The 11,669-nt window shown below is 60.2% G+C and carries 13 protein-coding genes; 12 read left to right on the top strand and 1 reads right to left on the bottom strand.

The features are described 5' to 3' along the window. The first annotated feature begins 153 nt into the window (after positions 1–153). Both AC1DON_RS16690 and AC1DON_RS16695 read left to right on the top strand, forming a co-directional pair. The gene (locus AC1DON_RS16690; RefSeq protein ID WP_476935947.1) at positions 154–411 is read left to right on the top strand and encodes a hypothetical protein; all 258 of its coding nucleotides are present in this window, start codon (positions 154–156) and stop codon (positions 409–411) included. A 458-nt stretch (positions 412–869) separates the two neighbouring features. Then, positions 870–1,172, top strand: a complete 303-nt coding sequence (locus AC1DON_RS16695; protein ID WP_476935948.1) for a hypothetical protein — start codon at positions 870–872, stop codon at positions 1,170–1,172. Positions 1,173–1,253: 81 nt separating this feature from the next. On the opposite strand, the gene hemA is transcribed toward AC1DON_RS16695, so the two are convergent. Beyond that, the gene (gene hemA / locus AC1DON_RS16700) at positions 1,254–2,477 is read right to left on the bottom strand and encodes a 5-aminolevulinate synthase (protein WP_476935949.1); all 1,224 of its coding nucleotides are present in this window, start codon (positions 2,475–2,477) and stop codon (positions 1,254–1,256) included. Positions 2,478–2,683: 206 nt separating this feature from the next. On the opposite strand from hemA, the gene AC1DON_RS16705 reads away from it, so the two are divergent. The 10 genes from AC1DON_RS16705 to AC1DON_RS16750 all read left to right on the top strand — a co-directional run bounded on the left by AC1DON_RS16705 (position 2,684) and on the right by AC1DON_RS16750 (position 11,584). Beyond that, on the top strand, positions 2,684–3,394 hold the full coding sequence (locus AC1DON_RS16705; RefSeq protein WP_476935950.1) for a sulfite exporter TauE/SafE family protein: 711 nt from the start codon (positions 2,684–2,686) through the stop codon (positions 3,392–3,394). Between the two features lie 19 nt (positions 3,395–3,413). Continuing rightward, positions 3,414–4,895 (top strand): cytochrome-c oxidase, cbb3-type subunit I, encoded by a 1,482-nt coding sequence (ccoN, locus tag AC1DON_RS16710; RefSeq protein WP_476935951.1) that lies wholly within the window; start codon positions 3,414–3,416, stop codon positions 4,893–4,895. A gap of 9 nt (positions 4,896–4,904) precedes the next feature. Beyond that, positions 4,905–5,672, top strand: a complete 768-nt coding sequence (gene ccoO, locus AC1DON_RS16715; RefSeq protein ID WP_476935952.1) for a cytochrome-c oxidase, cbb3-type subunit II — start codon at positions 4,905–4,907, stop codon at positions 5,670–5,672. Then, positions 5,669–5,818, top strand: coding sequence for a cbb3-type cytochrome c oxidase subunit 3 (locus tag AC1DON_RS16720; RefSeq protein WP_476935953.1), 150 nt, complete (start codon positions 5,669–5,671; stop codon positions 5,816–5,818). The genes ccoO and AC1DON_RS16720 overlap by 4 nt, the downstream gene beginning before the upstream one ends. Continuing rightward, on the top strand, positions 5,811–6,707 hold the full coding sequence (gene ccoP, locus AC1DON_RS16725; protein ID WP_476935954.1) for a cytochrome-c oxidase, cbb3-type subunit III: 897 nt from the start codon (positions 5,811–5,813) through the stop codon (positions 6,705–6,707). Before AC1DON_RS16720 ends, ccoP begins: the two co-directional genes overlap by 8 nt. 114 nt (positions 6,708–6,821) lie before the next feature. Next, complete coding sequence (gene ccoG, locus AC1DON_RS16730; protein ID WP_476935955.1) at positions 6,822–8,234, top strand: cytochrome c oxidase accessory protein CcoG; 1,413 nt, start codon at positions 6,822–6,824, stop codon at positions 8,232–8,234. Next, the gene (locus AC1DON_RS16735) at positions 8,209–8,712 is read left to right on the top strand and encodes a FixH family protein (protein WP_476935956.1); all 504 of its coding nucleotides are present in this window, start codon (positions 8,209–8,211) and stop codon (positions 8,710–8,712) included. Before ccoG ends, AC1DON_RS16735 begins: the two co-directional genes overlap by 26 nt. A 6-nt stretch (positions 8,713–8,718) precedes the next feature. Next, entirely contained in the window at positions 8,719–8,868 is a 150-nt protein-coding gene (gene ccoS / locus AC1DON_RS16740; protein WP_476935957.1) for a cbb3-type cytochrome oxidase assembly protein CcoS, read from the top strand. Then, positions 8,865–11,045, top strand: a complete 2,181-nt coding sequence (locus AC1DON_RS16745; protein ID WP_476935958.1) for a heavy metal translocating P-type ATPase — start codon at positions 8,865–8,867, stop codon at positions 11,043–11,045. Before ccoS ends, AC1DON_RS16745 begins: the two co-directional genes overlap by 4 nt. Beyond that, the gene (locus tag AC1DON_RS16750) at positions 11,042–11,584 is read left to right on the top strand and encodes a YoaK family protein (RefSeq protein ID WP_476935959.1); all 543 of its coding nucleotides are present in this window, start codon (positions 11,042–11,044) and stop codon (positions 11,582–11,584) included. The genes AC1DON_RS16745 and AC1DON_RS16750 overlap by 4 nt, the downstream gene beginning before the upstream one ends. Positions 11,585–11,669 lie beyond the last annotated feature (85 nt).

Consider the following 11,669-nt stretch of genomic DNA (forward strand, 5'->3'; position numbering starts at 1 on the left):
AATCACACCGGAATTCGCGGCGATTCAGGCCGCTACGATGGCGCGCACGGGTTAGGCGCGGGCTATGATCCAGTCTTTGCTCAACTCGTCAGCCAGCAGGTTGCCGACGCGCGGACCGGTGCCCTGATCACGTCGCAGGTAACTGAACCGCCTATGCTTGAACCTTCAGCGCCTGCCGATGCTGGCTCGCTGATGCAACCGGCAAGGGCTGCCTTCCCCGAGGCGGAAGGAGAAGCGGTTCAGACGCTTGAGACTGGTGGCGCGGCGCCTGGAACGGCCGACGGTCAGCACACCCTGCTGGAGCAGATTGCCCGCTGCCTGCCGCCCAATGAACGGCCGAACACCTGCGTCGCTACCGCAAGACGGGGGGTGTCTTCTGGGAACCGCTGCTGCGGGGAGGCGACGCGTTAGGGACAGATAAGGCGCGCGGTGTGCATATCGCCGAACCGGATCAGAAAGGCCTGCAGCCGGAAATGGCGGAACCGGGCGAGCCAGTCAGCAACGATCTGAAGACGGAATTACCTATGACGCCCGTTCCGTGAGCGGATGGTTATAAACGATGAGAGGGATGATGCGTATCTGATGGCAACCCTCGGTTTGACTGGATGTGTCACGATTTCAATTTCCGGAGCGTTGACGCAGCTGGAGGATGCTCTTGACGTGACACCGACCGGCCTTGAATCGCGGGCGGGAGGCGGTGACGCTCGAGCGCAGTATTCACTGTCGATTGTCTATCGCTACGGCTTGGACGGTGCCGAACGCGATAGTGGGCATTCTCGCGCTCTGAGGCGAAAAGCTTTGGCATCGCAGGGCTACACCTAACCCTGTTAGACGCGGATCTGCAGACGATCTGGCGCCGGCTGTATGCCATGGCGGACGACATCGGCGACGTGGCGCGCAAGGTCCTCGTCTCTGACGAACTGTCTAGGCGTCAGGCCCACCTGCAGCTCGTCGGCAATGGCGTCGACGCCTTAAATGTTCTGGACAGCAGCAACCAACGCGTCTTTTCCCTGTTCGGAGGCACCCAACCGCTCAGAGTGACGATCAAGTCGTCGACACAGACGCTTACCCGACTGGCATCAAAGGCGGGATTAAACCCGATTATCTCGAGAATCTTACGTCATAATTCGGTATCAATCATGCTTGCCTCCGAGGCCTGCTTTTTAACATGAGCCGCGAGGCCGCCTTGATCGCGGTCAGGTCCACGGACGGTCTGCTTCTCACTGAGGTCTCTCTTGCCTGCGCGAGACGCGTCAAGCCACGCTCGGCATGCGCGCGACGTTGCAGTGCGTCCACAGCTTGTCCATGGCGCCGACCAGATGGTCCATCATCTCGTCCGTATGGTCCGGCGACGGCGTAAAGCGCAGGCGCTCGGTGCCCTTGGGGACGGTCGGATAGTTGATCGGCTGGACGTAGATGCCGTGATCGTTGAGCAGGATGTCCGAAATCATCTTGCAGTGCTTGGCGTGACCAACCAGCACGGGGACGATGTGCGATTCAGACGGGAAGACCGGAATGCCGACCGCCTTGAAGCGGTTCATCAGGGTCTGGGCGCGTTCCTGGTGCTGGATGCGCTTTTCGTTATGGTCCTTCAGCCAGCGCACGCTTGCCGCTGCACCGGCCATCACCGCCGGCGGCAGAGAAGTCGTGAAGATAAAGCCCGAAGCCCACGAACGGATGGCGTCGATGATTACCGACTTGGCGGCGATATAACCGCCCATCATGCCGAACGCCTTGCCCAGCGTCCCTTCGATAATGTCGATTTCGCCCATCAGACCGTCGCGCTCGGCAACACCGGCGCCGCGAATACCGTAGAGGCCAACCGCGTGGACCTCGTCGATATAGGTCAGGCAGCCGTACTTCTTGGCGAGGTCGATCGTACCGCGGATATCGGCAATGTCGCCGTCCATCGAATAGACCGACTCGAACGCAATCAGCTTCGGCGCATTGGCGGGTGCGGCCTGCAGCAGTTCTTCGAGGTGCGCGAGATCGTTGTGGCGGAAAACCTTGCGCTCGCCACGGCCGTTGCGGATGCCGGCGATCATCGAGGCGTGGTTCAGCTCATCCGAAAAAATGATCAGGCCGGGCAGGATCTTGTAGAGCGTCGTCAGGGTCGCTTCGTTGGCGACRTAGCCCGAGGTGAAGACCAGAGCGGCTTCCTTCTGGTGCAGRTCGGCCAGCTCGGCTTCGAGTTCGTTGTGGTACCAGGTGGTGCCGGAAATATTGCGCGTGCCGCCGGAACCCGAGCCGACCTCATCGATTGCCTTGTGCATGGCTTCCAGCACGACCGGGTTCTGACCCTGRCCGAGATAGTCGTTGGAGCACCAGACMGTGACGTCCTGCGTCGAGCCGTCTTCGCGYGTCCACGTGGCGCGCGGAAACTGGCCGTTATGTCGCTTCAGATTGGCGAACACACGGTAGCGCCCTTCGGCGCGAACCTGATCAACGGCTGCCTCGAACGCGGCGGTATAGTCCACTCTTGCTCTCCCACATGAAGAATTTTCCAGCACACTACTCCCGAAGGAATTCGATGCCTTGATCCTGATCAAGTGTCTGCGACGACCATCAATGCGGCGGTTGGTTGCAGCGTATCGGTTTGACTCAAATCAAATCGGGACCGCGTGGCTTGTGTCATGAAGCGTTCGGTTCGAAGCCCCTTTCGGGTTTCTTCAGGGCGTAATCAGTGGGCGAACTGCGTTGGATATATGATTGCGGAACTTTCCTCGCCGCGGCGGGAATGCCGCTGGCGCTGGCCCTTTTCGTAGCCGGACTTGGCGGCAGCGTTACACATTGTTCCACTATGTGTTCGACCTTCGTGCTGGGCCAGTCCGCCACGGTGCAAGGCAGCAGTGTGCTAACCCAGGTGCTGCTGCCCTATCATGCCGGTCGCATGGCCACCTACTCTGCTTTAGGCGCTATTGTCGGCTTCGCGTTTCACTTCGTGGCGACGTCATCGGTGTTTTCCGTTTTCCGCCACCTGCTGCTGGCGCTGGTTGCCGTCATCCTCCTGGCTGTGTTCGCAGAGCGTCTATTGATGCAAATGGGCGTGCGCCTGCCGCTCCTACCGGCTTTCAAGTCCAAATGCGCCGTCAACGCGATGAACCGCGTGCGGGGTGTGCGCAGTCCTTTGGCGCGTTTCGGGCTGGGTGCAGCCCTGGGGTTGCTGCCATGTCCAATGATCTTTGCGGCCTTGATGGCTGTCGCGGCCAAGGCCGACCCGCTCACGGGTGCGCTCGGCATGGCCGCTTTCGCCGCCGGCACCATGCCCGCCCTGATGGGGCTGGGCGTTGCCGGAAACCATTTTGTCAAAACAAGCCCGCGCGCACGTCAGGTCCTCGGCCTGGCGGCGTTCGGCGTCAATGGCGTGGTTCTGCTGGCGCTTGCGTTCAGCTGAATCCTTGGGAGTCCAATTCATGAATACAGTCCAGACAATGGCGAGAGGAGGGGAGGCGGTCGTCGCTGCGGCCCCGCCATCGCGGTATGATGAGACCATTCTCAAGTACTTCACCATCGCAGCCATGTTCTGGGCGATCGCGGGATTTGCCGTCGGCGTCCTGATCGCGTTTCAGATGGCGTTTCCGTGGCTGAATGTCGAACCCTACCTGACGTTTGGCCGGCTGCGGCCTCTGCATACGTCAGCCGTAATCTTCGCCTTTGGCGGCAACATCCTGTTCGCCACCTCATATCATGTCGTGCAACGTACCTGCCAGACACGCCTGTTCAGCACCCGGATGGCCTGGTTCCATTTCTGGGGCTATCAGGCCTTCATCTTGATGGCGGGGCTGGGCTACCTGTTCGGTGTCACCCAGGGCAAGGAGTACGCCGAGCCCGAATGGTACGCCGACCTGTGGCTGACCGTCGTCTGGGTCGTCTATTTCATTAATTACCTGATGACCCTGACGATGCGCAAAGAGAAGCACATCTACGTCGCCAACTGGTTTTTCCTGAGTTTCATTGTCACCATCGCCATTCTGCATCTGGTCAATAACGTGACCCTGCCGATCTCGGCGGTCAGCGTGAAGAGCTATTCGGCCTGGGCAGGTGTCCAGTCGGCCCTGATCCAGTGGTGGTACGGTCACAATGCCGTCGGCTTCTTCCTGACGGCGGGGTTCCTGGGGATGATGTACTATTACATCCCCAAGCAGGCCGACCGTCCGGTCTATTCCTACCGCCTGTCGATCATTCACTTCTGGTCGCTGATCTTCATCTACATCTGGGCCGGTCCGCACCACCTCCTCTACACCTCGCTGCCCGACTGGGCGCAGACGCTGGGCATGACCTTCTCGATCATGCTGTGGATGCCGTCCTGGGGCGGGATGATCAATGGCATGATGACCCTGTCGGGTGCGTGGCACAAACTGCGCGATGACCCGATCCTCCAGTTCATGATCATCGCCCTGGCCTTCTACGGCATGTCGACCTTCGAAGGGCCGTTGATGTCGATCAAGACCGTGAATTCCCTGTCGCACTACACCAACTGGACCATTGGCCACGTCCACGCCGGCGCCTTGGGCTGGGTTGCCTATATCTCCTTCGGCGCGATCTACTACCTGATCCCGCACCTGTGGAAAAAAGCCGGCATGTATTCGACCCGGCTAATCTCTGTCCACCTCTGGATCTCGACGGTCGGCATCGTGCTCTACATCACCTCGATGTGGATCGCCGGCATCATGCAGGGGCTCATGTGGCGTGCCTACGACGAGATGGGCTTCCTGACCTATTCGTTCGTCGAGGTCGTCCAGGCCATGCACCCCTATTACATCATCCGCGCCCTGGGCGGCGTGCTCTTCCTGATCGGTGGGCTGATCATGAGCTACAACATCTGGCGTACCGTCACACTGCCTTCACCATCGTCCCAGCCGGTGGGTGAGCCCGCCCTCGTAGCGGCAGAATAGGAGGCCGCAATGTTAGAATCCCACAAAAAACTCGAACGCAATTCCATCTGGCTGCTGATCTTCGCGGTCGTCGCTGTCTCCATCGGCGGTCTTGTCGAGATCGTGCCGCTCTTTCGCATGCAGACAACCATAGAGCCGGTCAAGGGCGTGCGTCCGCTGACCCCGCTCGAGCTGGCCGGGCAGGACATCTATATCCGCGAAGGCTGCAACACATGCCATTCGCAGCAGATTCGCCCACTGCGCGACGAGGTCGAACGCTACGGCCACTACAGCCTGGCGGCCGAAAGCATGTACGATCATCCGTTCGTCTGGGGATCGGAGCGCACCGGGCCTGATCTGGCGCGCGTCGGAGGAAAATATTCCAACACCTGGCATCTCGAGCACCTCAAGAACCCGCGATCCGTGGTGCCGGAGTCGATCATGCCCAATTACAGCCTGCTGGCGAAAAAGCCGCTCCGCACCTGGGACCTCCAGGACAAGCTCGCGGCGTTGAAGGCGCTTGGCGTGCCCTATACCGACGACCACGTGCAAAACGCCGAACTGGACGCTGCCGTGCAGACCATGCCCGATGAGGACCCTACGGGTTTGCAGAAGCGCTACGGTCGCAAGGTCATCCCGCAGGACTTCGGTAGCAATGACCCCGGTTCGCCAACAGAGGCCGATGCGCTGATCGCCTATCTGCAACAACTCGGCACCCAGGTCGATTTCACGACCTACGATCCCGATTACGAACTCAAAAAGGCTCCCTTGGCGGCCGGAAAGGTGCCGGGCAAATGAACCAGTCCGATATCGCGCTTCTGATCCTGGTGATCTTCACGCTGAGCTTCGCAGGGATATGCATCTGGGCCTTCTGGCCGTCAAACCGTCAGCGCCTGAAGGCCTACGGACATATTCCCCTCAATGAGGAGAAGGACAATGAGTAAAGACAAGGGGAAGGGCGACACGCCCGGCAACGATCTCGATGAGGTGACCGGTATTCAAACGACCGGCCATCAATGGGACGGTCTGAAGGAGCTCGACAACCCCGCCCCGCGTTGGTGGCTCATCGTCTGGCTGGTGACGATCGTCTTCAGCGTCGGTTACTGGGTCGTGTATCCGGCATGGCCAACCATCACCGGCCACACCAAAGGCCTGTTTGGCTGGACGCAGTTCAGCAAGCTGGAAGCGGAGCAGGGCGAGATACGTGCCCGCCAAGGCAAGTACCTCAAGGCGTTTCATGGCGCGTCCTTTGAAACCGTCAAAAGCGACCCCGCCCTGTTCGAGTTCGCCCGCGCCGGCGGCGCCGTCGTGTTCAAGGAAAACTGCGCCGCTTGCCATGGCAACGGCGGAGAGGGGCGAAAAGGGTATCCCAACCTCAACGATGACGACTGGCTTTTCGGCGGCAGCGTCGACGACATCCATCGCACCATCGAGGTTGGCGCGCGTTCCACCGATGCCGACACCCACGCCACGATGATGCCGGCCTTCGGCAAGGGCATGCTCAAGCCTGAGGAGATCAATGATGTGGCGACCTATGTCCTTCAGATGCGCTATGGGCAACCACAACACCCAAGTGCGGCCTGGACGGCAGGCGAAGCGATCTACGCGACTAGCTGTGCCGCGTGCCACGGCGCGGCCGGCGAAGGTAACCGCTCGCTTGGCGCACCGACCCTGAACGACGCGATCTGGCTCTATGGTGGCGACAAGGCATCGGTTGTGGAAACCATCACGAATGCCCGCGCAGGCGTCATGCCGACCTGGAAACACCGTCTTGGCAAGGACAGCCAACGCATGGTGGCCATCTACGTCCACTCGCTGGGTGGCGGGGAGTAGGTATCGGAGATCAAAAGCCCTCGGTCCCACCGGGGGCTTTTGATCCTGATCAATGCGACGGAACGGCGAGGGAGATAGGTTTCGTTACCTGACGTTCCGAGTACCAGATCTCCCATGGTTGAATTGTTCGAAAAAGCGGCGAAGATTTACCCGCGCCAGGTCTCCGGCATATTTCGCAATTTGAAATGGGCAGCGATGATCGCCCTGCTCGGCATATATTATGGCGCGCCATGGCTCAGATATGATCGTGGCCCGCATGTGCCGGATCAGGCGATCCTGATCGATCTCACCGGCCAGAGAGGGTATTTTTTCGGCGTCGAAATCTGGCCCCAGGAAGTTTACCTTCTGGTCGGTGTTCTGGTTCTGGCGGCCATCGGGCTTTTCTTTGCGACGTCACTCTTTGGCCGGGCCTGGTGCGGCTACGCCTGCCCCCAGACCGTCTGGACAGACTTGTTCGTTCACGTCGAGCGCTTCATCCAGGGCGATCGCAATGCACGCAAACGCCTCGACGACGACAAGTGGACGCTGGAAAAGATCTGGAAAAAGACGCTGACCCACGCAGTCTGGCTTCTCATCGGTCTTCTGACCGGTGGCGCCTGGGTCTTCTATTTCAATGACGCCCCGACGCTGTTGGAAGGTTTGGTACATCTGGACGTTCCGTCGTCGACGGGTATCTGGATATTGGCGCTAACACTTTCGACCTACTTCATGGCGGGGTTTGCACGCGAAAATATCTGCAAATACGCCTGCCCTTACGCGCGCTTCCAGTCGGCCATGTTCGACCGCGACACCCTGATCATCTCTTACGCGCATGAGCGCGGTGAACCGCGCGCCCACCATAAGAAGGGTGCGACCTGGGAGGGCCGGGGGCATTGTATCGACTGCAACGCCTGCGTCGTCGTCTGCCCGATGGGCATCGATATTCGCGACGGGCTTCAGTTCGACTGTATTTCCTGCGGCCTGTGCATCGATGCCTGCAATTCAGTGATGGAAAAGGTCATGCTGCCCCGCGGCCTCATCCATTACGACACGGAAAACAACCAGTCGCGTCGCGCGGCCGAAATCGGCGCAGGCCAGTCCCCTTCCAAAGGCAGGATGAAGTGGATTCGGCCACGCACCGTTTTCTATGCCGCCATCATGTCCATCGTAGGGGCGTTGATGCTGGCGGCAGTGCTGATGCGGACCGAAACCGACGTCAATATCATTCATAATCGTTCGCCCCTGTATGTGCGCATGTCCAGCGGCGACATCCGCAACAACTACCAGCTCAAGGTCTTGAACAAGACGCATTTTGACCGCGCATATCTTGTGCAAGTCGACGGAATTCCCGTGAAAACAATGGAACTCCTGGCTGCCGGCGACCAGCCCGTGCCGAGTATAACGGTTCCGGCAAATAGCGTCGGCGAGTTCCGTGTCCAGCTTGTGACCACTACCCGCGCCGCCGGACGAACCCCCGTGACCTTCAGTCTTACCGATCGCTCCTCTGGAAAGGCGGCAAAGCATGCCAGCTACTTCGTCACACCCTGACCGGCTTCAGGCGGAAATCGATCGGCTGCGCGGCAGGTTCGTGCCGTGGATCATCGGGGCGTTTTACCTCGCCTTCATGTCCGGCTTTATCGCTTTCGTCATTATTGCTTTCCGCAACCCACCGAACGAGATCACCGGTCAGGCCTATGCAAAGGGCCTGGAATATAACGACGCCCTAGACAAGGCCGCGGCGCAGGACGTGCTGGGCTGGCACTCTGTTACGACCTATGAAAATGGCCGTATCGTTTTCACGCTGCGGGACAGCCGGCACCTTGCCGTGGAACAGGCGCAGGTTCGCGCATGGTTTATCCATCCGGCTGTCAAGGCCAATGACTGCAGCTTCGATCTAAATTCCGTCCGGCCCGGTGTCTACAGCGCAGACGCGCCGCTGCCGGCGAAGGGCCGCTGGACCGTACACGTAACCGCTCGTCTTCGCGGTCGCGAGTATCAGTCCGCCACCGACCTGTATATCGACTGAACTGTCATGAGCGCCTTCTTGATCCTAATTCCCTTGGCCTTCGTTCTCGGACTGGCCGGCCTGGGAGGTCTGCTGTGGGCCCTTAACAGCGGCCAGTACGAGGATCTGGAAGGTCATGCCGCACGCATTCTGAAGCCGGAAGAGGACGAACAATGACCGCCGCCGTCGATTTCTCCTGTTTTGCCCGCGATGATGAGGACCGCCGTTCGCTCTACATGCAGGTCGAAGGCATGCGCTGCGCCAGCTGCGCCTGGAAGATCGAGCAGACATTGTCCGCGCACCCGGGCGTCGAGGCCAGGATCAACTTTTCGACCCAGCGCCTGCGCGTCAGTTGGCCAAAGGCGTCTTCGCCTGAGAGCGCCAACGCGTTCGCTGAAGAGATCGAAGCCCTGGGTTTCCATGTCGCGCCGTTCGATCCCGACAGCCGCGCCGTCCAGGCCAGGCTCGAGGAAAGGACGCTCCTGACCTATCTGGCGGTGTCGGGCTTCGCCACGGCCGCCATCATGCTTTTTGCCGATGCGCTGTGGTTCTCGCGCGACCTAGAAGGGCCATCGCGCGACCTGATGCACTGGTTCATGGGGCTGATCGCCATGCCTGCGACGCTCTATTGCGGCCAGCCCTTTTTCCGCTCGGCGATCTCTGCGCTGAAGTCCGGCCGCACCAATATGGACGTGCCGATCTCGCTGGCGGTGATCCTGGCCAATGCCCTGTCGCTGTTTGAAACCATCAACCATGGCCACTACGTCTATTTCGACGCCTCAATCATGCTGCTCTTCTTTCTGCTGATTGGTCGCTATCTCGACCTGAAGGCGCGCGGCAAGGCGCGTGAGGCGGCGCAAGGCTTGCTGGCCATGCTCGATGGCACCGCGCGCGTGCTGAAGGACGGCCAGCCGCTGGCGGTCCGCATCCGTGACGTCCGGCCGGGCGATGTCCTCATCGTGACGGCCGGGGAGAAGGTCGCGGCGGACGGTATCGTAATCTCGGGAAGCTCGGATGTCGACACGCGGCTGGTCACAGGTGAGACCCTGCCGCGCCCGGTGGTATGCGGTGAAAAACTCTATGCCGGCATGATCAACCAGTCTGCGCCTCTGCATGTCGAGGTTAGCGCCGCAGCCGACGACAGCCTGCTGTCCGAGATCATCGTTCTGATGGAAAAAGCCGAGCAGTCGCAAAGCGCCTATGTGCGTTTCGCCGATCGTGTTGCCAGCCTGTACGCGCCAGTCGTGCACATACTTGCGCTCGCCACCTTCTTTGGCTGGACGGGCTTCGGCTACCTGACAGGCGGGGTTGTGCCCTGGGAAGACGCATTGCTCAAGGCCATGGCCGTCTTGATCATCACCTGTCCGTGCGCCTTGGGTCTGGCCGTTCCGGTTGTCCACGTCCTGGCATCCTCATACCTTTTTTCGCGCGGCATTCTTCTGAAATCCAGCAAGGGCTTGGAGGTGCTGGCGCGGATTGACACAGTCGTCTTTGACAAGACCGGAACGCTTACGGAAGGGCAGCCACATTGGCTCAACCCACACGACCTGGAAGAGGCGGATCGTCGCCTTGCCGTTTCCATTGCCCACCACAGCCGACATCCGCTGTCGCAGGCCATCAGTGCGGCTGAGTGTTACGGTCCACTGCCCGAAGTGGTTGTCGCTGATCATCCTGGCGATGGCCTTTCCGCCACATGGGAGGGCGAACCTGTGAAGGTTGGCCGGGCCGCCTGGTTGGGACTTTCGCCGAGCGAGGATCATCAGATTGAACTTTGGTTTCGGCGCGGGGACCGGCCACCTGTGCGCCTCCTCTTTGCGGATATCGAACGATCCGATGCGGATGATACCGTTTCGGACCTGAAGCAGCGTGGTCTGCATGTCATCATGCTGTCCGGCGACCGGCGCCAGGTTGCCGAAGCCCTGGGGGCAAAATTGGGAATTACGGACGTTCACGCCGCGCTGAGCCCCGTGGACAAGGTCCGCGCCATCGAGGATCTTCGCAGAGATGGCCACAGCGTCCTGATGGTCGGGGACGGTCTGAATGATGCGGCAGCACTTACAGCTGCGGCGGTTTCGATGTCGCCGTCGAGCGGCATGGACATCACCCAGAATGCCGCGGATTTTGTCTATCGCGGCGTCGGCCTGACGCCCATCGTGACGGCTTTCGACGTTGCCCGACGCACGCGGATCCTCGTTCGGCAGAACTTCGCGCTTTCACTGGCCTACAACGTGCTGGCTGTCCCGGCTGCGGTACTGGGTGTCGTCACACCTTTGATCGCGGCTATTGCCATGTCGTCTTCATCCTTGGTCGTCGTCCTGAACTCCCTCAGACTGAACTGGTGGAAGAGCAAGTGAACGCACTTGACCGGGTATCCACTAAGGTTGCAGTCGGCCTGGCCATGCTTGCGGGTTTTGTAGACGCGCTTGGATTCCTTGAGTTGAAGGGCATCTTTGTGTCCTTCATGACAGGCAATTCGACGCGGCTGGCGGTCAGCGCTGTGACCGGAGGCATTCACGGCTCTATTGCCGTCCTCGGCGCCGTGCTGGGCACCTTCGTAACCGGCATGTTCCTCGCGACATTATTTGTGAACGATAGGGAACGGAGACGGACGGCAATTGTGATCCTGGGGTTGGTCACGCTCCTCTTGCTGGCAGGCTTTGTACTCGCCCTGTTGTCGCTCAAAGGAGCGGCGATCGCAGTCATGGTCCTGGCCATGGGAGCGGCGAATGCCGCCATACAGCGCGACGGCGAGATCGTTGTCGGCGTCACCTATATGACAGGCGCATTGGTCAAGTTCGCGCAGAAGCTGGCGCAGGCGGACCAGCACTCGCATGGGCGCCCTACCTACTGCTCTGGCTGGGCCTTATCGCCGGAGGAATTGCCGGCGCCTTGATCTATGACAAGGCGCAATTGCATGCCCTGGGGTTTGCTGCCGTCTGGGCCGCCGGCCTGACACTTTTATCGTGGCGCAACGCCAC

It is taken from the genome of Asticcacaulis sp. P4_H10, from assembly GCF_056400965.1.